At 60.7% G+C, this 24,528-nt stretch carries 21 protein-coding genes; 12 read left to right on the top strand and 9 right to left on the bottom strand.

Translation table 11 applies throughout. The annotated features are described in order from the left end of the window. Window positions 1–66: 66 nt before the first annotated feature. A complete protein-coding gene (locus GTQ41_RS05155) occupies window positions 67–1,875 on the bottom strand; it encodes a sodium:proton antiporter (protein ID WP_047292750.1) in 1,809 nt (602 codons plus the stop codon). 108 nt (window positions 1,876–1,983) lie between these two features. On the opposite strand from GTQ41_RS05155, the gene xerD reads away from it, so the two are divergent. The 7 genes from xerD (at window position 1,984) to GTQ41_RS05190 (ending at window position 9,211) form a co-directional block, all read left to right on the top strand. After that, window positions 1,984–2,880 (top strand): site-specific tyrosine recombinase XerD, encoded by an 897-nt coding sequence (gene xerD, locus GTQ41_RS05160; RefSeq protein WP_041063163.1) that lies wholly within the window; start codon window positions 1,984–1,986, stop codon window positions 2,878–2,880. Between the two features lie 236 nt (window positions 2,881–3,116). Continuing rightward, entirely contained in the window at window positions 3,117–3,848 is a 732-nt protein-coding gene (dsbC, locus tag GTQ41_RS05165) for a bifunctional protein-disulfide isomerase/oxidoreductase DsbC (RefSeq protein ID WP_007967782.1), read from the top strand. Between the two features lie 131 nt (window positions 3,849–3,979). Beyond that, the gene (locus GTQ41_RS05170) at window positions 3,980–5,284 is read left to right on the top strand and encodes a homoserine dehydrogenase (RefSeq protein ID WP_095667423.1); all 1,305 of its coding nucleotides are present in this window, start codon (window positions 3,980–3,982) and stop codon (window positions 5,282–5,284) included. 66 nt (window positions 5,285–5,350) lie between these two features. Further along, window positions 5,351–6,760 (top strand): threonine synthase, encoded by a 1,410-nt coding sequence (thrC, locus tag GTQ41_RS05175; RefSeq protein ID WP_027610971.1) that lies wholly within the window; start codon window positions 5,351–5,353, stop codon window positions 6,758–6,760. 119 nt (window positions 6,761–6,879) lie between these two features. Continuing rightward, a complete protein-coding gene (locus tag GTQ41_RS05180; protein ID WP_047292756.1) occupies window positions 6,880–8,232 on the top strand; it encodes a transporter substrate-binding domain-containing protein in 1,353 nt (450 codons plus the stop codon). A gap of 127 nt (window positions 8,233–8,359) precedes the next feature. Further along, window positions 8,360–8,767 (top strand): response regulator, encoded by a 408-nt coding sequence (locus GTQ41_RS05185; protein WP_047292759.1) that lies wholly within the window; start codon window positions 8,360–8,362, stop codon window positions 8,765–8,767. A 162-nt stretch (window positions 8,768–8,929) separates the two neighbouring features. After that, window positions 8,930–9,211, top strand: a complete 282-nt coding sequence (locus tag GTQ41_RS05190; RefSeq protein ID WP_027610974.1) for a DUF3509 domain-containing protein — start codon at window positions 8,930–8,932, stop codon at window positions 9,209–9,211. A 176-nt stretch (window positions 9,212–9,387) separates the two neighbouring features. On the opposite strand, the gene GTQ41_RS05195 is transcribed toward GTQ41_RS05190, so the two are convergent. Both GTQ41_RS05195 and GTQ41_RS05200 read right to left on the bottom strand, forming a co-directional pair. Next, on the bottom strand, window positions 9,388–10,347 hold the full coding sequence (locus GTQ41_RS05195; RefSeq protein WP_230679363.1) for a TIGR02285 family protein: 960 nt from the start codon (window positions 10,345–10,347) through the stop codon (window positions 9,388–9,390). Continuing rightward, entirely contained in the window at window positions 10,295–11,494 is a 1,200-nt protein-coding gene (locus GTQ41_RS05200; protein ID WP_047292761.1) for a CaiB/BaiF CoA-transferase family protein, read from the bottom strand. Before GTQ41_RS05200 ends, GTQ41_RS05195 begins: the two co-directional genes overlap by 53 nt. A 146-nt stretch (window positions 11,495–11,640) precedes the next feature. On the opposite strand from GTQ41_RS05200, the gene GTQ41_RS05205 reads away from it, so the two are divergent. The 4 genes from GTQ41_RS05205 (at window position 11,641) to GTQ41_RS05220 (ending at window position 15,925) form a co-directional block, all read left to right on the top strand. Then, window positions 11,641–12,183: a YaeQ family protein gene (locus tag GTQ41_RS05205; protein WP_041063193.1), complete on the top strand. Its 543-nt coding sequence runs from the start codon at window positions 11,641–11,643 to the stop codon at window positions 12,181–12,183. A 55-nt stretch (window positions 12,184–12,238) separates the two neighbouring features. Beyond that, window positions 12,239–13,948 (top strand): single-stranded-DNA-specific exonuclease RecJ, encoded by a 1,710-nt coding sequence (gene recJ / locus GTQ41_RS05210; protein ID WP_047292763.1) that lies wholly within the window; start codon window positions 12,239–12,241, stop codon window positions 13,946–13,948. 253 nt (window positions 13,949–14,201) lie between these two features. Next, window positions 14,202–15,308 carry an NADH:flavin oxidoreductase/NADH oxidase gene (locus tag GTQ41_RS05215; protein ID WP_217325427.1) on the top strand — a complete coding sequence of 369 codons (1,107 nt, stop codon included), beginning with the start codon at window positions 14,202–14,204 and terminating at the stop codon, window positions 15,306–15,308. 83 nt (window positions 15,309–15,391) lie between these two features. Continuing rightward, window positions 15,392–15,925 carry a GNAT family N-acetyltransferase gene (locus GTQ41_RS05220; RefSeq protein ID WP_047292766.1) on the top strand — a complete coding sequence of 178 codons (534 nt, stop codon included), beginning with the start codon at window positions 15,392–15,394 and terminating at the stop codon, window positions 15,923–15,925. 125 nt (window positions 15,926–16,050) lie between these two features. Here GTQ41_RS05220 and GTQ41_RS05225 read toward each other — a convergent pair whose 3' ends face one another. Further along, on the bottom strand, window positions 16,051–17,679 hold the full coding sequence (locus tag GTQ41_RS05225; RefSeq protein WP_047292768.1) for a glucan biosynthesis protein D: 1,629 nt from the start codon (window positions 17,677–17,679) through the stop codon (window positions 16,051–16,053). Between the two features lie 393 nt (window positions 17,680–18,072). Between GTQ41_RS05225 and GTQ41_RS05230 the strand changes: the two genes are divergently transcribed. Beyond that, complete coding sequence (locus tag GTQ41_RS05230) at window positions 18,073–18,258, top strand: hypothetical protein (protein WP_041063212.1); 186 nt, start codon at window positions 18,073–18,075, stop codon at window positions 18,256–18,258. Between the two features lie 106 nt (window positions 18,259–18,364). On the opposite strand, the gene GTQ41_RS05235 is transcribed toward GTQ41_RS05230, so the two are convergent. From GTQ41_RS05235 to GTQ41_RS05255, 5 genes are all read right to left on the bottom strand, one after another. Continuing rightward, window positions 18,365–19,849: an APC family permease gene (locus GTQ41_RS05235; RefSeq protein ID WP_047292771.1), complete on the bottom strand. Its 1,485-nt coding sequence runs from the start codon at window positions 19,847–19,849 to the stop codon at window positions 18,365–18,367. A gap of 211 nt (window positions 19,850–20,060) precedes the next feature. Beyond that, window positions 20,061–21,485 (bottom strand): gamma-aminobutyraldehyde dehydrogenase, encoded by a 1,425-nt coding sequence (locus GTQ41_RS05240; RefSeq protein ID WP_047292773.1) that lies wholly within the window; start codon window positions 21,483–21,485, stop codon window positions 20,061–20,063. Between the two features lie 167 nt (window positions 21,486–21,652). Further along, complete coding sequence (locus GTQ41_RS05245) at window positions 21,653–22,462, bottom strand: ABC transporter permease (RefSeq protein ID WP_047292776.1); 810 nt, start codon at window positions 22,460–22,462, stop codon at window positions 21,653–21,655. Further along, a complete protein-coding gene (locus GTQ41_RS05250) occupies window positions 22,452–23,387 on the bottom strand; it encodes an ABC transporter permease (RefSeq protein ID WP_047292778.1) in 936 nt (311 codons plus the stop codon). Before GTQ41_RS05250 ends, GTQ41_RS05245 begins: the two co-directional genes overlap by 11 nt. 1 nt (window position 23,388) lies before the next feature. Next, the gene (locus GTQ41_RS05255) at window positions 23,389–24,426 is read right to left on the bottom strand and encodes an ABC transporter ATP-binding protein (RefSeq protein ID WP_047292780.1); all 1,038 of its coding nucleotides are present in this window, start codon (window positions 24,424–24,426) and stop codon (window positions 23,389–23,391) included. Window positions 24,427–24,528 lie beyond the last annotated feature (102 nt).

The raw sequence follows: 24,528 nt of genomic DNA on the forward strand, positions 1-24,528 counted from the left end.
ACAGGTTTTGTGTCGGACACAATTTCCGATCACAGTGGGAGCGAGCCTGCTCGCGAAGGCGTCAGCTCAGACGCCGCTGGCCTCCGGCTGAATCAATGCCAACAAGGTCCATCCTGATCCTGGTTTCACAGCAGTCTCCGGCGTCACCACGTGCACCCAGCCGCTGTCATCACGCATGAACAGCAGGGTCGCCCGATTGCCATGCAATGCCTGATAGTCCTCCCAGCCAAAACCGTCGGTCAGCGTCGTGCTGTACAGCTCGGCGCCGTTGCTGATCAGGCTGGCCAGCTTGGCATAGGTCAGCGCCTCGCTGCCCAGCTGATTACCGCGATGCTCCAGACTCGCGCGATGCTTGTCAGTGCGACGAGTTTCCTGACCGCTGGCCAGACCGAACAAACGCTGGTGACCAAAGTCGTGGCGAAAGCGCATTGCCGCCAAAGTATTCAGTTCGCCCGAGGGCGATAGCGCCAATAGATGCCCCAGCCCCACCAGATCCAGATGCGCATCGGCATGCTGCGACGCCGGGTTACCGAAGTACGTCGGCAAACCCTCCATGCGTGCTGCACGAATATTTTCCCAACTCGAATCGGTCAACAGCACGCGGCTGCCCAGTTGCTGCAACGATTTGCCCAGCAGACGCGCCGGGCCGTTGGCGCCGACGATCAGGAAGCCGCTCGGCGCCGGTTCGGCAACGTTCAGCAAACGTGCCAAGGGTCGTGCTGTTGCGCTTTGCAGCACCACAGTGCCGATGATTACCGCGAAAGTCAGTGGTACCAGCAGCAACGCGCCTTCGTGTCCGGCTTGATCCAGGCGAATCGCGAAAATCGCCGACACCGCCGCCGCCACGATCCCGCGCGGGGCGATCCAGCACAGCAAGGCGCGTTCACGCCAGCTCAGGCTGGAGCCGGCAGTGCTCAGCAGCACGTTCAGCGGGCGCGCGATCAGTTGAATCACCAGCAGCAGAATCAGCACCAACGGCCCGAGGCTGATCAGTGCATGCAGATCCAGTCGCGCCGCGAGCAGAATGAACAGTCCGGAAATCAGCAGCACGCTGAGGTTTTCCTTGAAGTGCAGGATGTGCCGCACATCCACGCCCTTCATGTTCGCCAGCCACATGCCCATCAGCGTCACCGCCAACAGACCGGACTCATGCATCACCTGATTGGCGGCAATGAAAATCCCCAGCACCGCCGCCAGTGAGGCGAGGTTGTGCAGGTATTCCGGCAGCCATTGGCGACGGATGATGGTGCCGAGCACCCAGCCGCCGACCACCCCGAATACGCTGCCGCAGAGGATCACGCCGCCGAAGGTCAGCAAGCTCTGTTCGAGACCGTTACCCTCCGAGCGGGCGATAATGAAGCTGTAGACCACCACCGCAAGCAGGGCGCCAATCGGGTCGATGACGATGCCTTCCCAGCGCAGGATGTTGGCGATCGAGGCTTTCGGCCGCACCACCCGCAGCATCGGCACGATCACCGTCGGCCCGGTCACCAGCGTCAGGCTGCCGAACAGAATTGCCAGCAACCAGTCGAAGCCGAGCAAGAAGTGGGTCGCGACGGCAATCACCACCCAGGTCGTGAGCGCGCCGATTGTCACCAGCCGATGCACGACGCTGCCGATCTCGCGCCATTCCGACAGATGCAGGGTCAGACTGCCCTCAAACAGGATCAACGCGACCGCCAGCGACACCAGCGGCATCAGCAGCGGGCCGAACATTTCCTGCGGGTCGAGCCAGCCGAGCACCGGCCCGGCGAGAATCCCGGTCAGCAACAAAAACAGAATGGCCGGCAGCTTCAGGCGCCACGCCAGCCACTGGCAACCCAGCGCAGCGGCGCCGATCCCGCCAAATGCCAAGAGAATTTGTTGTTCGTTCATTGAAGCTCCTTGTTCCTTGAAATGGCGGGCTATGAAAGACTAGCGGCCATTCCTACAGTTCACTCGACATTTGCGCGCAGCCCCGGAGGTTGTGTGTCTTGAGCGCCCATGCCTGCCATCGACCACCCGCTGATTGACCAATTCCTCGACGCCCTGTGGCTGGAAAAGGGCCTGTCCGACAATACCCGCGGCGCCTACCGCAGCGATCTGGCGCTGTTCAACGGCTGGCTGCAGGAGAAAAACCTCGAGCTGATCAATGCTGGTCGCGAGTTGATCCTCGATCACCTGTCCTGGCGTCTGGAGCAGAATTACAAACCGCGCTCCACCGCCCGGTTTCTCTCCGGTGTGCGTGGCTTTTATCGCTATCTGCTGAGGGAGAAGCTGATTACGGTCGATCCGACCTTGCGCGTCGACATGCCGCAACTGGGCAGACCACTGCCCAAATCGTTGTCGGAAGCGGACGTCGAAGCGCTGCTCAAGGCGCCGGATCTGAGCGAAGCCATCGGTCAGCGTGATCGCGCCATGCTTGAGGTGTTGTACGCCTGTGGTCTGCGCGTGACCGAACTGGTGAGTCTGACGCTGGAGCAGGTCAACCTGCGTCAGGGCGTGTTGCGGGTGATGGGCAAGGGCAGCAAGGAGCGGCTGGTGCCGATGGGCGAGGAGGCGATTGTCTGGGTCGAACGCTACCTGCGTGATGGCCGCAGCGAGCTGCTCGGCGGACGCCCCAGCGATGTGCTGTTCCCCAGCCAGCGAGGCGAGCAGATGACGCGCCAGACCTTCTGGCACCGGATCAAGCATTGGGCCAAGGTCGCCGGGATCGGCAAATCGTTGTCACCGCACACCTTGCGTCACGCGTTTGCCACGCACCTGCTCAACCACGGCGCCGACCTGCGGGTGGTGCAGATGCTGCTGGGGCACAGTGATCTGTCGACCACGCAGATTTACACCCATGTGGCGCGGGCTCGTCTGCAAGACCTGCATGCCAAACACCACCCAAGAGGCTGATTGCCCCCCCCTGTAGGAGCTGCCGAAGGCTGCGATCTTTTGATCTTGCTTGTGATTCCAAAAGCAAAGTCAAAAGATCGCAGCCTTCGGCAGCTCCTGCATGTCTTGTGTCAGGCGCATTCGGCCACCGTGACCTTATGTGTTAGGCTTTGCCGGTTTGCACGATGGACGGTTATGACCCGGTGTTCCGGCACGGGCGTTCTGACCGTTTCATTTGTCCGCCTTCAGGAGTTCTCATGCGTCTGACCCAGATTTTCGCCGCCGCAGCCATTGCGTTGGTCAGCACCTTTGCCGTCGCCGATGACGCGGCCGACAAAGCCATTCGTCAAAGCCTGGAAAAGCTCGAACTCGAGGTTCCGGTAGAAAGCATCAGTGCCAGCCCGTTGCCGGGCATGTATGAAGTCAAGCTCAAGGGCAGCCGCGTGCTGTACGCCAGCGCCGACGGCCAGTACATCGTTCAGGGCTACCTGTTCCAGCTCAAGGACGGCAAACCGGTCAACCTGACCGAGAAAACCGAACGCCTGGGCATCTCCAAACTGATCAATGCCATTCCAGTGGCCGAAACCGTGGTGTATCCGGCTGTCGGCGAGACCAAATCGCACATCACCGTATTCACCGACACCACTTGCCCGTACTGCCACAAGCTGCACGCCGAAGTACCCGAGCTGAACAAGCGTGGTATCGAAGTGCGTTATGTGGCGTTCCCGCGCCAGGGCCTCGGCTCGCCGGGTGACGAGCAACTGCAGGCCGTGTGGTGCTCGACCGACAAGAAAGCCGCCATGGACAAAATGGTCGATGGCAAGGAAATCAAAGCCGCCAAGTGCGCCAACCCGGTTTCCAAACAGTTCGCTTTGGGCCAGTCGATTGGCGTGAACGGTACACCGGCCATCGTTTTGGCCGACGGACAAGTCATTCCGGGCTACCAGCCGGCGCCACAAGTCGCCAAACTGGCGCTGGGCGCCAAGTAATTCGCATCGTCACGGTCCGCCGTTGACGATCATGGTCCGGCAGCAGCATCGCCGGGCCATTAATAGAGAGCCGCGAATGCGCGGTTGTTTTCCGGCCGACCTTGCGTCGGCCGTTTCATGGGGAGTTCACAGTGAATCCGGTCAAAGTAGGCATCTGTGGGTTAGGGACCGTCGGTGGCGGTACCTTCAACGTACTTCAGCGCAACGCCGAGGAAATTGCTCGTCGTGCCGGGCGTGGGATCGAAGTGGCACAAATTGCCATGCGCACGCCAAAGCCTCAGTTCCAGACGACCGGTATTGCGATTACCAACGATGTCTTCGAAGTGGCCACGAACCCTGAGATCGACATCGTCATAGAACTCATGGGCGGCTACACCGTTGCCCGCGAGCTGGTACTCAAGGCCATCGAGAATGGCAAGCATGTGGTCACCGCGAACAAGGCACTGATTGCCGTTCACGGTAATGAGATTTTCGCCAAGGCACGCGAGAAAGGCGTGATCGTGGCGTTCGAAGCGGCCGTGGCTGGTGGCATTCCGGTGATCAAGGCGATCCGTGAAGGCCTGTCCGCCAACCGCATCAATTGGGTGGCCGGGATCATCAACGGTACCGGTAACTTCATCCTCACTGAAATGCGCGAGAAGGGTCGCACCTTCGAAGACGTGCTGGCCGAAGCGCAAGCGCTGGGCTACGCCGAAGCCGATCCGACCTTCGACGTCGAAGGCATCGACGCGGCGCACAAGCTGACGATTCTGGCGTCGATCGCGTTCGGCATCCCGCTGCAATTCGACAAGGCCTACACCGAAGGCATCACCCGGCTGACCACCGCTGACGTGAACTACGCCGAAGCGTTGGGCTACCGCATCAAGCACCTCGGTGTAGCGCGCAGCACCGCTGCCGGTATCGAGCTGCGCGTACACCCGACGCTGATCCCGGCCGATCGTCTGATCGCCAACGTCAACGGCGTGATGAACGCCGTGATGGTCAACGGTGACGCTGCCGGCTCGACCCTGTTCTACGGCGCTGGCGCCGGCATGGAGCCGACCGCTTCGTCGGTGATCGCCGACCTGGTGGACGTGGTTCGCGCGATGACCTCCGATCCGGAAAACCGCGTACCGCACCTGGCCTTCCAGCCGGACTCGCTGTCGGCCCATCCGATCCTGCCGATCGAAGCCTGCGAAAGCGCCTACTACTTGCGCATCCAGGCCAAGGACCATCCGGGCGTTCTGGCTCAGGTGGCAAGCATCCTCTCGGAGCGCGGTATCAACATCGAGTCGATCATGCAGAAGGAAGTCGAAGAGCATGACGGTCTGGTGCCGATGATCCTGCTGACCCACCGCGTGGTCGAGCAGCGCATCAACGACGCGATCGCTGCCCTCGAAGCGCTGGCGGGCGTCAACGGTCCGGTTGTGCGGATCCGCGTCGAGCACCTGAACTAAGTCGCCATCATTGACCGGGCCCGTGCGCGGGTCCGGCATTGCGAACACTCTGCATTGGAGTCAGTCATGCGTTACATCAGTACCCGCGGCCAGGCACCGGCCCTGAATTTCGAAGACGTCCTGCTGGCGGGTCTCGCGACCGACGGCGGTCTGTACGTCCCGGAAAACCTGCCACGTTTCACCCAGGAAGAAATCGCTTCCTGGGCCGGCCTGCCGTATCACGAGCTGGCTTTCCGGGTCATGCGCCCGTTTGTCACCGGCAGTATTCCTGACGCGGATTTCAAAAAGATCCTCGAAGAAACCTACGGCGTGTTCTCGCACAGCGCCGTGGCGCCGCTGCGTCAGCTCAACGGCAACGAATGGGTGCTGGAGCTGTTCCACGGTCCGACCCTGGCGTTCAAGGACTTTGCCCTGCAACTGCTCGGTCGTCTGCTCGATTACGTGCTGGAAAAGCGCGGCGAGCGCGTGGTGATCGTCGGCGCCACCTCCGGTGATACCGGTTCGGCCGCCATCGAAGGCTGCAAGCACTGCGAAAACGTCGACATCTTCATCCTGCACCCGCACAACCGCGTGTCCGAAGTGCAGCGTCGGCAGATGACCACCATTGTCGGCGAGAACATCCACAACATCGCCATCGAAGGCAACTTCGATGACTGCCAGGAAATGGTCAAGAACAGCTTCGCCGACCAGAGCTTCCTCAAGGGCACGCGCCTGGTGGCGGTGAACTCGATCAACTGGGCGCGGATCATGGCCCAGATCGTTTACTACTTCCACGCCGCCCTGCAACTGGGCGGTCCGGCGCGTTCGGTGGCGTTTTCGGTGCCAACCGGCAATTTCGGCGACATCTTCGCCGGGTACCTGGCGCGCAACATGGGCCTGCCGATCAACCAGTTGATCGTCGCCACCAATCGCAACGACATCCTGCACCGTTTCATGAGCGGCAATCAGTACGTCAAGGAAACCCTGCACGCCACGCTGTCGCCGTCGATGGACATCATGGTCTCGTCGAACTTCGAACGCCTGCTGTTCGACTTGCACGGTCGCAACGGTGCGGCGATTGCCGGGTTGATGGATTCGTTCAAACAGGGCGGTGGTTTCAGCGTCGAGCAAGAGCGCTGGACCGAAGCCCGCAAGCTGTTCGACTCACTGGCCGTGGACGATGCACAAACCTGCGAAACCATCGCTGAAGTTTACGCACAGTGCGGTGAAGTGCTGGACCCGCATACCGCTATCGGCGTCAAGGCCGCCCGCGAATGCCGTCGCAGCCTGGACATCCCGATGGTGATTCTGGGCACTGCACATCCGGTGAAATTCCCGGATGCCGTGGAGAAAGCCGGTGTAGGAAAAGCTCTCGAACTGCCTGCACATCTTTCTGATTTGTTTGAGCGAAACGAGCGTTGCACCGTTCTGCCGAACGAACTGAAAGCCGTACAGGCCTTTGTCAGCCAGCATGGCAACCGCGGCAAGCCGTTGTAAGCCGAAAAAGCTGTCACATTTTGAAGCCCGTCTCCTGACGGGCTTTTTTGTTTCTGCTGCCACACTGCTCGGGTTACCGCCCATGAAGGACGGGTGAGTCGATCACGAAGGAAGTGGCAATGCTGTTTGAAAGAGGATGGAAACACACCCTGAAGCAGGTTCTGCTGTTGTGCCTGTTGTACGGCTGGCGCATGAGCGCGGCGGCGCATCTGGCGTATGAGGAAGAGAAGTTGAACATCGGCACCGTGGTGCTGGATGAGGAAGAGCAGCAATGGATTCGCGATAATCCGACAGTGATTGTGGCGGCGGAGCAGTACCCGTTGTACCTGTTTCTCGACGAGCACGGTCATTGGAGCGGCCTCAACAGCGATGTGCTCAAGCGCATCAGCGCCATGACCGGCTTGCAGTTCATCTACCGGGAATCCTTTTCCACCGCGCAAATGCTTGAGCGCCTGGAAACCGGTGCTGCGGACATCAGCACAACCCTGGCGATGAATGATGAACGCCGATTGAGCCTGGATTTCAGTCATGCCTTTGGCGGTGCCGGTTGGGTATTTGTCGGCCGGGCTGGCGAGCCGCAGGTGCAGTCGCTGGAGCAGTTGGCCAAACGGGTGCTGGTATTGCCGGGTCGGCATGCACTGGAGGGGGTGATCCGGCGCGATTACCCGTCCATCGAGTTACGTTCGGTGAAAACCTATGCCGAGGCGCGGGCGCTGGTCGAAAGCGGTGAGGCCTATGCCACCATCGAAAATGAAATCGGTGCGCAACTCTATCCTTCCGGCCTGCTGAAGGTCGGCGAATTGCTGGAGGGCAAGTGGGAGGCCGATCTTCTGGCTGTGCGCAAGGGGCAGCCGCAATTACTGAGCATACTGAACAAGGCGCTTGAGGCGTTTCCGGCTTCCGAACTCCGGGCCATTCGCCTGAACTGGCTGGGCGGTATCGGGCCGAAACCTGCCGCCGCCGGTTGGCAGCACTGGCTCCGCTCGAGCTGCTGGGGGGTGGTTTTGGTGGGGGGCTTTTGCGTGATGTCGCTGTTATGGAATCGGCGAATGGCGGCCGTGATCAAGCGGCATCGAGACGTGCAAAGCGAGCTCGACGATCAATTGGTCTTCCAGCGTGCATTGATTGATGCCATGCCCGATCCGGTGTTCGTCCGTGACCTGGAAGGGCGCCTGATCCTGTGCAACAAGAGTTACGAAGAGGCCTTGTCGCTCCGCTTTGAGCAGGTGCAGGGATGCCGTTTGATCGAGGTCGATGCGCTACCGCGAGCCACTGCCGCCACGCTGCATGATGAGTTCATGATTCAGTTGAGAACGCGCAGAACCCGCTTCAGCAAGCGCCGTTTGCAGTTCAACGATGGCAATCGGGATATCTACCAGTGGACCGTGCCGTTCTACAGCGCCAATGGGGAATTGCGCGGCCTGCTCGGGGGCTGGACAGATATCACCCTGCGTGATGCGGCGGCGGAATAAGGTCCGCACTGATATTGGGAAATTTCCTATGTCACACGCCTCTTTTTCCGATGGGGGACTGAAGGAGGCTCGCCTAAAGTGGGCAACCACTGCGGCGAGTCCGCGATTGCCGTTTCCGAGGTCGCCCATGCGCTCGCTCAAAGTCCTGATTCTCGAACCAGATCCTTATCGAATGATGGCGTTGCACCAGATGCTCAACGCGTTCGGTATCTATGACGTACTCACGGCGCCATCGCTGGCTTCGGCACGCTGCTCGCTGGAGCGTCGCACCCGGGTCGACATCGCGATCTGCGATCCGCAGCTGAAAGGCGGGGAAGGCCTGGCGCTGATCCGGCATCTGGCCGCCGAGCGGGAGGCCAGTGCTCTCATTCTGTTGGGCCGAGTAGCACCGGGCCTGTTGAGCGATCTCGAAAGCCTGCTGCAAACACAGGCGTTGACGCTGCTGGGGCGCCTGCACACGCCGGTTTCGGCAGTGCTGATGCGCGGGCTGCTGGACCGCTACCTGCAATCGGCAGCCCAGCCGGCCGGTGCCTGAACCGGCGGTTATGTTTCTGTCATCTTCACTGTGCATGCTCTGACAGACCGCTAACTGCTTCGTGAGCAGCGCGGCATTCAGAACTTTCTTCTCGGGCCGGTGGTCACTTAATGTGAACACGCCCCAGGCACAATGTTTTCGGACTATTGAGTGGAGATCGAGATGGAAAGTATCAGTCTATTGCTCGGTGAGGCTCTGAGCCCGTATCAGGTGACGTTGACTCCGTGTGGCGCCCATGGCGAATGCCTGGTGACGCTGAAGAACAGCAACGGCGCCCTTGTGGTCGAGCGCGAATTCAATCAGGCGCAGTTGAGCGACAAACGTCTGCTGACCGATGTGGTCGACGGTTTGCACCGCGACGTCCTGATCGCCGAAGGGCGGCTGGAGCCCTGTGTCATCGCGGCTTTGCGCAATGCGGCGCTGGATAAGCGTGCGGCACTGTAAAGATGAAATATTTTTTGTGGGAACCTTCCTGCATTCCCGTCAGTCAGACCCCGTAACAGCAGGATCAAGCATTGTGCTCCGGTGCTTGTCGCTTGCTGCTACGGGTCTTTATGTAGACCGCGTTTAACCCCGAGTCGTCTCCCCACTTCTCGGGGTTTCTTTTTGCCCGCAGGTTTTTATTGCGCGGCCTGTTGTTCGAAAAAGATCCGTGCCTGATGCAGGTAATCCGTGCGCATTTCGGGGTCCAGCCAGTCGGCATACGACTGGTTAAGTTGCTCATGGGGCAGGGTACGCAGCAGTTGGTTGATCTCACTGATCGCCTGACGGCCCTGAGGCGTATCGGAACACCCGACATAGCCGGACAGATATTTGCCGGTGCCACGAATCGGATAGAACACCAGTTGGTCTTCGGCGATTTGCGCCTGATGCGCCTGATAGCGGATCTCCGGCCAGTAACCCAACACCACTTGCAGACGCCCCAGGCGCTGCATCGATAGCAGGCTGCTCAGGGCGTCGTTGCCATAATGCGGCGTCAGCGCACCGTCCGGGGCCTGCTTGAGCAGCGTGTCGAGATACTCGCCGTAACTGCGTTCTGCGACGACGCCGACCTTGATTTCGCCGTTGGCCAGAAATGCCGTCAGATCAACCTCACCGTCGACCAGGTATGGCGCCAGTACCTCGCGATCTTGCTGACGCACCACCAGACCATTACTGACAGCGCGAAACGCCGGAATAGAGAAGGCGATCCATTGCGTGCGCTCCTTGCTCCAGATCAGCGACGGATCGCAAGTGAAGGTCGGCTCGTGCAGCATCTGCATGCCCCGGGCGCGATTGACCCGCATCAGTGTGTGTTCGTATTGCGGCATGCCGGCGATCAGCATCGGCATCAGTTGATCGATCACGCCCTGGCCCTTTTTCGGGCCTTCGAAAATGGTCAGGGGCGGCAGGTCGCGCAACAACCAGATCAGCGTGGGTTTCGCTTGCGCCCAGGCGGGCAGGGCCAGCAGAAACAGCAGGCCGAACAGCCGCCACGTCCACCATGGTTGGGCGCGGTTGGCGGCCGATGTCTGGCGATGTTTCAGCTTAAATGGCTCCGTCTGTGCGCAACCGGGCGATCTGCTGTTCGTCGTAGCCAAGATCGTGCAGCACCTGCGCATTGTGTTCACCGAGTTGTGGCCCGACCCATTCGGAAGTACCCGGCGTCTCGGAGAGTTTCGGCACGATGCCCGGCATCTTGAAAGGCTTGCCGTCCGGCAGTTTCGCCTGCAGGAACATTTCCCGGGCGAGGTACTGCGGGTCGCTGAACATGTCCTCGGCACTGAAGATCCGGCTGGCCGGCACTTCCGCCTGGTTGAGCAGGTCGAGCACGCTTTGCAGCGGTAGCGAATTGACCCAGCGGTCGATCACCCCATACAGCTCGTCACGGCGAGTGTCGCGCCCGTCGTTGCTCGCCAGCGTCGGGTCGTTGGCCAGATCCTCGCGGCCGATGATCAGCATGAAACGTTTGAAGATCGCGTCGCCATTCGCGCCGATCTGCACATGCTTGCCGTCGGCACTGGTGTGGATCGATGACGGCGTGATACCCGGCATGATGTTGCCGGTGCGTTCGCGGATGAAGCCAAACACGTCGAACTCCGGCACCATGCTTTCCATCATGGCGAAAATCGCCTCGTACAACGCGACATCGACGACCTGGCCGAGACCGCCGTTGACCTCGCGGTGACGCAGGGCCATCAGCGCACCGATCACGCCCCATAACGCGGCAATCGAATCACCGATGGAAATGCCGGTGCGCACCGGTGGCCGATCCTCGAAACCGGTGATGTAGCGCAAACCGCCCATGGATTCACCGACCGCGCCGAAACCCGGTTGATCCTTCATCGGCCCGCTCTGGCCGAAGCCCGAGAGACGCACCATCACCAGTTTCGGGTTCAGGGCATGCAGGGTTTCCCAGCTTAGCCCGAGTTTTTCCAGGACGCCGGGGCGAAAGTTCTCGATCAGGATGTCGGCTTCGCCCAGCAGTTTTTTCAGGATCGCCAGACCCTCGGGGTGCTTGAGGTTCAGCGTCAGCGACTTCTTGTTGCGCGCCTGGACGAACCACCACAACGAAGTGCCTTCATACAATTTGCGCCATTTGCGCAACGGATCGCCGCCGTCGGGCGATTCGACCTTGATCACTTCGGCGCCGAACTCGCCGCAAATGCGTGAGGCGAACGGCCCGGCAATCAACGTACCCAATTCAATGACTTTCACACCGCTGAGCGGTTTGTTGGCGAACGGCATACTGAATCCTGTAGGACAAGGCTGAGCAGATACAGCGTTTTAACATAGCCGGCTGTCAGACGCCGCAGCTTGATCGCCATCAATTCGATGATTGCCTACCGCATCGGTTAGACTTGCCGACTTTCCTCGTATCAAGAAGCCCGTTCATGGCCCAGCCGTCTACCACTTACAAATTCGAACTGAACCTCACTGACCTCGACCGTGGTGTCTACGAGAGCGTCAAGCAGACCATCGCCCGTCACCCTTCGGAAACTGAAGAGCGCATGACCGTGCGGCTGCTGGCCTACGCCCTCTGGTACAACGAACTGCTGTCGTTTGGCCGTGGTCTGTCGGATGTGGATGAACCTGCGCTGTGGGAAAAAAGCCTGGACGACCGCGTTCTGCACTGGATCGAAGTCGGCCAGCCGGATGCCGATCGCCTGACCTGGTGCTCGCGTCGCACTGAACGCACCAGCCTGCTGGCCTATGGCAGCCTGCGCGTATGGGAAGGCAAAGTGGTGCCGGTGGCGAAGAACCTGAAAAACGTCAACATCGCCGCCGTGCCGCAAGAGGTGCTGGAAACCCTGGCCAAGGACATGCCGCGTGTCATCAAGTGGGATGTGATGATCAGCGAAGGCACGATTTTCGTCACCGACGACCGTGGTCAGCACGAAGTCCAGCTGGAATGGCTGGCAGGCGAGCGCGGCTGATCCCGCGTCGTCCGCTGATTAATCCCACGTATTCAAGAGAAGTTTCCGTTACCCCATGCGTATTGATCCTCGACCGTTGCCTGCCACGCTGCCGTTTCTCGGTGACCTGCCACCTCTGCTGACCCGTTTGTACGCGGCGCGGGGCGTTCAATCCGAGGCAGAGCTGGATAAAAGTCTGGCGCGGCTGATTCCGTTCCAGCAGCTCAAGGGCATCGAGGCGGCGGTGGATCTGCTGGTGACGGCGCTGGAGCAGCGTCAACGGATTCTGATCGTCGGTGACTTCGATGCGGACGGGGCGACGGCCAGTACGGTCGGCGTGCTCGGCTTGCGTCTGCTGGGCGCGGCACATGTCGATTATCTGGTGCCGAACCGCTTCGAATACGGCTATGGCCTGACCCCGGAAATCGTCGAAGTCGCCCTGACCCGTGAGCCGCAATTGTTGATCACTGTCGACAACGGCATCTCCAGCGTCGAAGGCGTGGCTGCTGCCAGGCGCGCGGGATTGAAGGTGTTAATCACCGACCACCACTTGCCCGGCGATGAACTGCCGCTGGCCGATGCACTGGTCAACCCGAATCAGCCAGGCTGCGAGTTTCCGAGCAAGGCGCTGGCCGGGGTCGGGGTGATTTTCTACGTGCTGATGGCCTTGCGCGCGCGCCTGCGCAGCCTCGGCTGGTATGAGAGCAAGCCACAACCGAACATCGGTGAACTGCTGGATCTGGTGGCGCTGGGCAGCGTCGCCGACGTGGTGCCGCTGGACGCCAACAACCGGATTCTGGTGCATCAGGGCCTTGAACGGATTCGCGCCGGGCGCGCACGGCCGGGGATCAAGGCGATTCTTGAAGTGGCCAAGCGTGACGCGGCGCGGATTACCTCCACCGATCTGGGTTTCATCGTCGGCCCGCGCTTGAATGCAGCGGGGCGCCTGGATGACATGAGCCTCGGGATCGAATGCCTGCTCACCGCCGACGCCAATCTGGCGCGGGAAATGGCTGCGCAACTGGACGGCTTGAACCAGGACCGCAAATCCATCGAGCAGGGCATGCAGCGCGAGGCGCTGGCCCAGCTCAAGGATTTGCCAGTGGAATCGATGCCGTTCGGCCTGTGCCTGTTCGATCCCGAATGGCATCAGGGCGTGATCGGCATTCTCGCCTCGCGGATGAAAGAGCGTTATTTCCGTCCGACCATTGCTTTCGCCGATGCTGGCGACGGGCTGCTCAAGGGCTCTGGGCGTTCGGTGCAAGGCTTCCACATTCGTGACGCCCTGAGCGTGGTGGCCGCGCAGCATCCGAACCTGATTGCCAAGTACGGTGGTCACGCGATGGCGGCGGGCCTGACCTTGCCGCAGGAGAATTTTGCGCTGTTCGCCGAGGCTTTCGATGCCGAAGTGCGTCGGCAACTCCGCGAAGAAGACCTGACCGGGCGGATGCTCTCCGACGGCACGCTCGCCGTCGAGGAATTCCACCTCGAACTGGCCCGCGCCCTGCGCCATGCCGGGCCTTGGGGCCAGCATTTCCCGGAGCCGCTGTTCCATGGTGTGTTCCAGCTGGTCGAGCAGCGCGTGGTCGGCGAGCGCCATCTGAAAGTAGTGCTGAAAAGCGAGTGCGGGTCGGTGAAGCTGGATGGCATCGCTTTCGGCATTGACCGCGATGTATGGCCGAACCCGACCATTCAGTGGGTCGAGCTGGCTTACAAGCTCGACGTCAACGAGTTTCGGGGCAACGAGACGGTGCAGTTGATGATTGCCCACATCGAACCACGCTGAAATCAAAAGATCGCAGCCTGCGGCAGCTCCTACAGGGGATCGCATTCCATTGCAGGAGCTGCCGCAGGCTTCGATCTTTTCAGGAACCCCCCGAGAACCCCCGTTGTCGACTAGGCTCTAAGCACTGCTTGATTGGCCTTGTGACGTCTTGTCGAATTTTTTGCCCGCGGGGGCGGGTGCTGCGCCTTTTTTGTCACTCGTCGACTTTTCAAACAGAACCCTGGAGCCTGCCCACTGATTTGAGAGGTGCCCCATGAGTCTGCTGCTCGAACCCTTTACCCTTCGCCAACTGACCCTGCCCAACCGCATCGCCGTGTCACCGATGTGCCAGTACTCCAGCGTCGACGGTCTGGCCAACGACTGGCATCTGGTGCACCTGGGCAGCCGCGCGGTGGGCGGTGCCGGACTGATTTTCACCGAGGCCACGGCGGTCACCGCCGACGGGCGAATCACCGCCGAAGACCTCGGTTTGTGGAACGACGAACAGATCGAACCGTTGCAACGCATCACCCGTTTCATCACGGCTCAGGGCGCGGTTGCTGGCATTCAATTGGCCCACGCCGGGCGCAAGGCCAGCACCCATCGGCCATGGATCGGCAAACACGGTAGCGTCAAACCGGAGGATGGCGGCTGGACCCCGGTCGGGCCATCGCCGATAGCCTTCGATCCGCAACACACGCAACCGAAACAGCTCGATGAAGCGCAGATCGCCGACGTCATCCAGGCCTTCGTTGCCGCGGCCAAACGCGCGTTGACCGCGGGTTTCAGCGTGGTCGAGGTGCATGCCGCGCACGGTTATCTGCTGCATCAGTTCCTGTCACCGTTGAGCAACCAGCGCCGCGATCAATACGGTGGTTCGTTCGAAAACCGTATTCGCCTGGTGCTGCAGGTCACCGAGGCCGTGCGCGAGGTCTGGCCGCAAGAGTTGCCGGTGTTTGTCCGGGTTTCGGCCACCGATTGGGTCGAAGACGGCTGGAACCCTGATGAAACCGTCGAACTGGCGCGTCGCCTCAAGGCACTGGGCGCGGATCTGATTGATGTCTCGTCTGGTGGTACCGCCGCCAACGCCGAGATTCCCGTAGGGCCGGGGTATCAGACACGCTTCGCTGAACGGGTGCGCAAGGAGTCAGGCATCGCCACCGGCACCGTCGGCATGATTACCGAGCCAGCGCAGGCCGAGCACATTCTGCGCACCTGTCAGGCTGACATCATCTTCCTCGCCCGCGAACTGCTGCGTGACCCGTACTGGCCGCTGCACGCCGACGATGATCTGGGCGGGCGCAAAGCGGTGTGGCCGGCGCAGTATCAGCGCGCAACCCATCGTGATCAGTCGATCCATGAGTCTGACCTGCGCGATTGATTTCAAACCCGCGTAACGTCTATAAAACCCGCCATTGAACCGGCGGGTTTTTTCTTGCCTGCCATTTGCCAAGGAAGTCGAGCATGTTGATCGAACGAGAACTGAGCGAACACGACTTGCCGTTGCTGGCGCAGATCGACCGCAGTGAGCGGGTTGAGGCGAACTATCGTCTGGAGAACGGTGCGCTGATTCTGTACCCGGTGCATGTCGACATGCGTGGTTGGCCGGAAGGGGAAGCTGAGGAAAATGCGTTGGTGCTGGAAAAGTGTTTGCGGCGTGGAGGTTGGCTGTATGGCGCTTTCGACGGGCAGGCGCTGGTCGCGGCGGTGGTTGTGGATAACCAGGTTATCCACAATCAGGGGCTGAGCATGCGGCAATTGACGTTTCTGCACATCAGCCGCGACTACCGCGGGCAGGGACTGGGGGCGAAGCTGTTTGCGCTGGCCTGTGAGCAGGGGCGGCGGTTCGGTGCCGAGGCGTTGTATGTCTCAGCGACTGAATCGCGCAACACTGTGGAGTTTTATCAGCGACAGGGTTGCCGGTTGGTTGATCAACCGGATCCGGAGTTATTCGCTCTGGAACCCCGCGACATCCATTTGTATTTGCCGCTGACCTGACGGACGCCATCGCTGGCAAGCCAGCTCCCACAGTGGTCGGTGTCGATCACGAAATTTGTGTACGGCACCAAACTTGTGGGAGCTGGCTTGCCAGCGATGAGGCCCGATCAGACGCTAGACAACCTTCAAGGATATTTGCGCTTGTCCGGCGCCGGCGGGAAGTACTGGTACAACCAGGTCTCGCTCAGCGTGCGGTCATTGGTGCGGATGAACAGGCGCAGTTCCACCGGGTCGACACTGTCGCTGGTCGGGTACCAGTCGAACAGGACCCGGTAGCCCTTGATGTCATCCAGCACCAGCACGCTGAAGTCCTGCACCTTGCCGTTGGAACAGGTGACCACCGGTTCGATCCCGGTGCCCTGCGGCAGGCGATCCAGGCCGCCACCGGTGAAGTCCACGGCAAAGCGCCGTGCCCAGACCGGCGGATAGTGCTCGCCCGGTGCCCAGCCTTCGACGAAGCCCCCCATACCCGAGCGGGTCGCATGCACTCGCGCCAGCGGTGTGCCAACGGGCGGCAGAGCGCTCCAGTAGAGCTTGTAGCCGTAATTCAGCGAGTCGCCGGCGGCGACCGGCTTCTTCGGGGTCCAGAACGCGACGATGTTATCGAGGGTTTCGCCGGTGGTCGGAATTTCCAGCAGATCGATCGAGCCTTCGCCCCACGCGGTTGTAGGCTCGACCCACAGGCTCGGGCGCTTGCTGTACCAGTCGACAGTGTCCTGATAGTTGGCGAATTCGTGGTCGGTCTGTACCAGACCGAAGCCTTTCGGATCGGTGTCGGCAAACGCGTTGAACTGCAGGGTCGCCGGGTTGTTCAGCGGACGGCAAATCCACTCGCCATTGCCACGCCACATCGCCAGTCGATCAGAGTCATGGATCTGCGGGTGAATGGTGTCGCACATGCGGCGTTCGTGGGTGCCGCAACTGAACATGCTGGTCATCGGCGCAATGCCCAGCTGTTCGATGGCGGTCCGCGCGTTGATGTGGGCGTCGATCTCCATCACCACACGCTCGGCCTGGCAATCGATGTCGAAGCGATAGGCGCCAGTCGCACTCGGCGAGTCGAGCAGGGCGTAGACCACAAAACGCGTGGCGTTCTGCTCCGGTGTCTCGAACCAGAACTTGGTGAAGTCAGGAAACTCTTCGCGCTTCTTGGCGTAGGTGTCGATGGCCAGACCACGGGCGGAGAGGCCATATTGGCCAGTGGCGTCCACCGCGCGGAAATAGCTGGCGCCGAGGAACGACACCACGTCGTGACGATCCAGCTCCGGCGCCTTGAACAGCTTGAAGCCGGCAAAGCCCAGGTCGCCCTTGAGCTGCTGGGTATCGACCGAGGTGTTCTCGTAGTTGAACAACGTCGGGCGGAAATGCACTTCGCGCGCGGTGCGGGTCTTTGGATCGACGCTGTACATGCGCACTGGCTGGCGGAAACCCATGCCAACGTGGAAGAACTGCACGTCCAGCTGACCCTTGTTTTCCTTCCACAGCGAATGATCGCCGTCGTAGCGGATCGCGTTGAAGTTCTGCGGGGTCATGGTCGCCAGGGTCGGCGGCAGCACCTGTTTAGTGTCCTGATAGGCCGAACCGGCCAGTTGCTTGGCCTGACGCTTGAGCGCTTCGAAGTCGAAGGCCTGCGCTTCGCCATCAGCGGCGCCACCATTGGCGGCCCAGGCACGGGCGGCCAGCAGGCCGGAAGCCGAGAGACCGGTGTAAGCCGCAATGGCCATCGACGCTTTGAGCAAATTCCTGCGGTGCATAAATACAACCTGTCGTGAGCAATCCCGCGCCTTTCCTGGCACGTGCTGGATCAGAAATTACGGTTCGGACAAGCCTTCGGCCAAACGCAACGGACTATAAACAGATGCCGGCTAGCTTAAACGGTTCGCTCGCCGAGCAAAATTCGTTGATACACGATGACAGCGTGTCAATGAAACAAGACATGTCGGTTAAACGTCCTACGGCACTTACTGATTTACAGGGCATATCTGCTTTTTTCGACTAATTACTCTAAAAACCGCTTTTCAGCGCCGATTAAATTTCTATTCTATGGGCATGGCCGGTGCGACCGGCAGGGCACAGGCGCTGCTGTAAGGGGCAGGGCGATGTGGTGATCAAGCAATTCTTCGACGTATCAGAGAAGGACATCGTCCATGGCAAAAATACAAGGCATCGCCGAAATGCTCGGCATCTTTCCCTGCCTGAGCAGCGGACGCAGAAGGCGTCGATTGAGTTCTGAAGAGCTGAAGCTGGTGGAGCGTTATCGCGAGTTGTCGGAGAGTGACCGGATTGCGATGCGCTATCTGGTGGATGCGATGCGCAGTGTTTCGCGGTTTTGAGTGTGTCTAGCCCTGAAACAGGCTCACACCTGTTTCAGGGCTAGACAATTGATGACGGCGCTTCGAGGAGGCCCCGGAATCAAAATTCGATTCCGGGGAACTCGTCTTAGCGACTCACCTTCCACGCATCCCCAGCCGGCGCCTTCCCATGGTCATACGGCTTGCCAATCCACATGTAAATCAACCCCAGCCCAATCACAATCACCGTGCTCAGCACCATCGCGTAGTTGATGTACCACGCCGCATCCGGCGTGCGTGGCCAGGCCATGTTGATGATTGCGCCGACGCCGTACACCAGCGCGCCGATGTTTACCGGCCAGCCCCACGCGCCGAGGGTGAATTTGCCGCTCGGTTTCCAGCCTTTCATCCGCGCATACAAAGCGGCCAGCACGATCATCTGGAACGCGAGGTAGATGCCGATGGCGGCGAAGCTGACGATCGTGGCCACGGCGTCCTGCAGGAAGAAGCCGAGGGCGATGATCAGGGCGGGCAGGACGCCGGACACGAACAGCGCGGCAACCGGCACCTGAGTGGTAGGAGAAATCTTTTTCAGCAGTCGGCTGCCGATCACCATTTCATCGCGAGCGTAGGAGTACAGCAGACGACTGGCTGCTGCCTGCAGGCTGATGACGCAGGAGATGAAGGAAATCATCACCACGCCCATCACCACTTTCGAGCCGATCGGGCCGAAGGCGTTGTTGAGGATGGTGGTGACCGGGTCCTTGTCGGTGCCGTTGATCACCGCTTGCATGTCCGGCACGGCGAGGATCAGCGCCAGGCAGGCGAACATCGCCGCGATGCCGCCGATGTAGATGGTCATGCGCATGGCCACCGGGATTTTTGCGCTGGGGTTCGGGGTTTCCTCGGCGACATCGCCGCAGGCTTCGAAACCGTAGTAGAGGAACATCCCTGCCAGCGAAGCGGTGAGGAACGCCGGCAGGTACGAGCCGTCAACGCTGATGTCGAAGGTGTTGAACAGCACGCTCAGCGGCTGATGTCGTTCGAAAACCAGCAGGTAGACGCCGACGATCACCGCGCCGACCAGTTCGCAGAGGAAGCCGAACATGGCGATCCGCGCCAGCACTTGGGTGCCGCTCAGATTGACCAGCGTGGCGAACAGTGTCAGCACCAGCGCGATAACGATATTGGTGTTGTTGCTCGGCTCAAACCCGAGCATCGCCGCCAGATACGGGCCGGCGCCGACAGCCACTGCCGCAATGGTCACGCACAGGGCGATGGAGTAGATCCAGCCGACCATCCATGCCCATTTCTTGCCGACCAGACGCCGTGCCCATGGATAGACGCCCCCGGAAATCGGGAACTGCGACACCACTTCGCCGAAGATCAGGCACACCAGCAGTTGGCCGCAACCGACCAGCAAGTAAGCCCAGAACATCGGTGGTCCGCCAGCGGCGAGGCACAGGCCGAACAGGGTATAAACCCCTACGACCGGCGACAGATAAGTGAAGCCCAGCGCGAAGTTTTCCCACAGGCTCATGCTGCGGTTGAAGTTGGAGGTGTAGCCCAGTTTGCGCAGTTGTTCGGCATCGCTGTCGGCAACGGCGGCCGCGAATTCGGGTGAGGCACTCATGTGTGTTTGCTCCGTGAAATCGGCAGATTTCGGATGGCCGAGGCCGTGGCGGTGCTTTGCGGCGCCGCCCGGTTCGGTAGTTATTGTTTTGGTGTCCTGGTGGTGCGTAATGCCGGTTTCCTTCCTGAAACCGGGTGACGCCATCGCTGGCAAGCCAGCTCCCACAAGAGCTGCATTGAACCTTGTGGGAGCTGGCTTGCCAGCGATGCTTTTAGTGCTTGAACATCACATGCCGAACCGTGGTGTAGTCCTCCAGCCCATACATGGACATGTCCTTGCCATAACCGGACAATTTCTGACCGCCGTGAGGCATTTCGCTGACGAGCATGAAGTGTGTGTTGACCCAGGTGCAGCCGTACTGCAACCGCGCGGACAAGCGATGCGCGCGTCCGACGTCCGCCGTCCACACCGAGGAGGCGAGGCCGTAGTCCGAATCGTTGGCCCATTCCAGCGCCTGGGCTTCATCGGTGAACTTGGTCACCGACACCACCGGGCCGAATACTTCACGGCGCACGATTTCGTCATCCTGCTGCGCGTCGGCCAGCACCGTCGGTTCGAAGAAGAAACCGTCGCCGTCCACAGCCTTGCCGCCGGTGATCAAGCGAATGTGCGGCTGCGCCACGGCACGTTCGACAAAACCAGCGACGCGGTCGCGATGTTGCGCAGTAATCAACGGCCCAAGCTCAGTCGACGGATCTTCCTGCAAGCCATACTTGATGCTGCTGACCGCCGCGCCGAGCTTCTCGACGAATTTTTCGTAAATGCCCTGCTGCGCGTAGATCCGGCACGCGGCGGTGCAGTCCTGCCCGGCATTGTAGAAACCAAAGGTGCGAATACCTTCCACCGCAGCATCGATATCGGCGTCGTCGAAGATGATCACCGGCGCCTTGCCACCCAGTTCCATGTGCAGGCGTTTGACGCTGTCGGCGGTGCTGGAAATGATGTTCGAGCCTGTGGCAATCGAGCCGGTCAGAGAAACCATGCGCACTTTCGGATGCGTGACCAACGGGCTGCCGACGGTAGGCCCACGCCCGAACACCAGATTGAGTACACCGGCCGGGAAGATGTCCGACGCCAGTTCGGCCAGACGCAACGCGGTCAGCGGGGTTTGTTCCGACGGCTTGAGCACTACGGTATTACCGGCAGCGAGGGCCGGGGCGATTTTCCAGGCGACCATCATCAGCGGGTAGTTCCACGGCGCAATCGAGGCGATCACGCCCACCGGGTCGCGGCGAATCATTGAGGTGTGGCCGGGCAGGTATTCACCACCGGCCGAACCGCTCATGCAACGGCTGGCGCCGGCGAAGAAACGGAACACGTCGGCAATCGCCGGAATCTCGTCGTTCAGCGCAGCGCTATAGGGTTTGCCGCAGTTGTCCGATTCCAGTTTGGCCAGTTCTTCGCCGTGGGCTTCGATGGCGTCGGCGAGTTTGAGCAGCAGCAGCGAACGGTCTTTCGGCGTGGTCTGCGACCATTCGGCGAACGCGTTATCGGCGGCGCGCACGGCGGCATCGACCTGGGCCTCGGAGGCTTCATTGATTTCCACCAGTACGCTGCCGAGCGCCGGGTTGAGCACCGGTTGCGCCGGTCCTTCGCCGTTGACCAGGTGGCCGTTGATCAAGAGTCTGGTTTGCATTTCATTGTCCTCGCTAACACTTTTATTGTTCTGTCGAAACCGAACCCATGTAGGAGCTGCCGAAGGCTGCGATCTTTTGATCTTGATCTTGATTTTCAAAGCAACATCAAAAGATCGCAGCCTTCGGCAGCTCCTACAGGGATTCGGTTTGTTCAGTGGTTATTCAATTATTTGCCACCGCTACCGGCGACACTCTCGCCACCCCGGGTCAGGTAATACGCCCCGAGAATCGGCAGCATGGTCACCATCATCACCAGCATCGCGACGACATTGGTCACCGGCACGTCTCGAGGACGGCTGAGTTGATTGAGCAACCACAGCGGCAATGTGCGCTCATGCCCGGCGGTAAACGTGGTGACGATGATTTCGTCGAACGACAGCGCAAAGGCGAGCATGCCGCCGGCCAACAGCGCCGAGCCGAGGTTCGGCAGGATGATGTAGCGGAAGGTCTGCCAGCCATCGGCACCCAGATCCATCGAGGCCTCGATCAGACTGTGCGAAGTACGCCGCAGGCGGGCGATGACGTTGTTGTAGACGATCACCACGCAGAACGTCGCGTGACCAACAATGATGGTGAACATCCCCGGCTCGATCCCCAGCGTTTTGAACGTCGCCAACAGCGCGATCCCGGTGATGATCCCCGGCAGCGCAATCGGCAAGATCAGCATCAGCGAAATGCCCTGCTTGCCGAAGAAGTCCCGGCGATACAGCGCGGCTGAAGCCAATGTGCCGAGCACCATCGCAATCAGCGTGGCGATAGCGGCAATCTGCAGCGAGAGCTTGATCGCCTCCAGCACGTCCGGCCGCGAAAACGCCACGCTGAACCAGTGCAGGGTGAAGCCCTTTGGCGGAAAGCTGAACGCCGCTTCCTCGGTGTTGAAGGCGTAAAGGAAGATGATCAGGATCGGGAAGTGCAGAAATACCAACCCGCCCCAGGCTGCGATGCGCAGACCGATAGAGGCTTTTTCAGAGTGCATCGAAGGCCCCCAGTCGTTTGACGATGGACAGGTAAATAGCGATCAACACAATTGGCACCAGCGTGAATGCCGCCGCCATCGGCATGTTGCCGATCGCGCCTTGCTGGGCGTAGACCATGCTGCCGACGAAGTAGCCCGGCGGGCCGACCAGTTGCGGCACGATGAAGTCGCCCAGGGTCAGGGAAAAAGTGAAGATCGAGCCGGCAGCAATACCCGGCACCGACAGCGGCAGAATCACCTGCATGAAGGTCTGGCGCGGCTTGGCCCCGAGGTCGGCGGAGGCCTGCAGCAGCGACGGCGGCAGGCGCTCCAGCGAGGCCTGAATCGGCAGGATCATGAACGGCAACCAGATATAGACAAAGACCATGAAGCGTCCCAGATGCGAGGTCGACAAGGTGCTGCCGCCGACCCCGGGAATGCCGAGGATGAACTGCAACACCGGCTCCAGCCCCAGATGCTGCACGAACCACTGCGCCACGCCGCCCTTGGCCAGCAGCAACGTCCACGCATAGGCCTTGACGATGTAACTGGCCCACATCGGCAGCATCACCGCGATGTAGAAAAACGCCTTGGTCTTGCCCGTGGTGTAGCGGGCCATGTAATAGGCAATCGGGAACGCGACGATGGCGCTGGCGATCGACACCACGATGGCCATGCTCAGCGTGCGCAGGATGATGTCGAAGTTCGACGGCTGGAACAGCGCGGCAAAATTGGCCAGGGTCAGGTCAGGGGTGACCGCCATGGTGAAGTCGTCGAAGGTGTAGAAACCCTGCCACAACAGCACCAGCAGCGAGCCGAGGTAGATCGCGCCAAACCACAGCAATGGTGGTACCAGCAGCAGCGACAGATACAGATTCGGCTTGCGATAGAGCAGGTTGGAAAATCGCCGCAAGGGCGGTGCTTGAGTCATTGCGAGCGTGCTCATCTCACACCCCGCTCGAGACAGTGTCGTGCAGCGCAATCATGGCTTCCCGCGCCCAGCGTGCACGCAGACGCTGGCCGGTCTGGTGCTGCGCGCTGCTGTCGATCCACTGATTGTTGGCGTGGCTGATGCTCAGGGTCTGGCCGTTTTCCAGGGTCAGTTCATAGCGCGTCGCGCTGCCCTGATACTGGATGTCATGCAGCACGCCACTGACTTCGATTTCGTGGCTGGCCAGCGGGCCGTCGGCGAAGCGCACGTGCTCGGGGCGAATCGAAAACGGCTGCGGATGACCGCTGAGCTGGCGCGCCAGGTCGCCGCGAATCACATTGGAAGTGCCGACGAATTCGGCGACGAAGGTGGTGGTCGGTTTCATGTACAAATTGCGCGGGGTGTCGACCTGTTCGATGCGGCCCTTGTTGAACACCGCCACGCGGTCGGACATCGACAGCGCTTCGGTCTGGTCGTGTGTCACGAAGATGAAGGTAATGCCGAGCTGGCGTTGCAGCTTCTTCAGTTCGCTCTGCATCTGCTCGCGCAGTTTCAGGTCGAGGGCGCCGAGCGGCTCGTCGAGCAGCAGCACGCGCGGGCGATTGACCAAGGCGCGGGCGAGGGCGACACGCTGGCGCTGACCGCCGGACAACTGCACCGGTTTGCGTGCGCCGTAGCCGCCGAGGGCGACCATGGCCAACGCCTCTTCGGCGCGCTTGTGGCGCTCGGTTTTACTCACGCCTTTGACCTTCAAGCCGTAGGCGACGTTGTCCAGCACGTTCATGTGCGGGAACAGCGCGTAGTCCTGGAAGACAGTGTTTACATCACGTTGATACGGTGGCAGACCGGCCGCTTCAGCGCCGTGAATGCGGATCGAGCCGGCGCTCGGTTGTTCGAACCCGGCGATCAGGCGCAGGCAGGTGGTTTTGCCCGAGCCGGATGGGCCGAGCATGGAAAAGAACTCGCCGTCCTGGATATCGATGGAAACCCGGTCAACGGCCTTCACCTCGCCGAACTGCCGGGAAACGTTGGTGAACTGGACTGCAAGCGTCATGGTGCGGTGCTCCGGTAAAGCAGGCTTTCAAAGAATGATCAGGTGTTGCGTCGAAAAGATCGCAGCCTGCGGCAGCTCCTACAGGAGAGCGGTGTCCATTGA

Source organism: Pseudomonas sp. AN-B15 (genome assembly GCF_019056475.1).
GTDB classification, from domain to species: Bacteria; Pseudomonadota; Gammaproteobacteria; order Pseudomonadales; family Pseudomonadaceae; genus Aquipseudomonas; species Aquipseudomonas parakoreensis.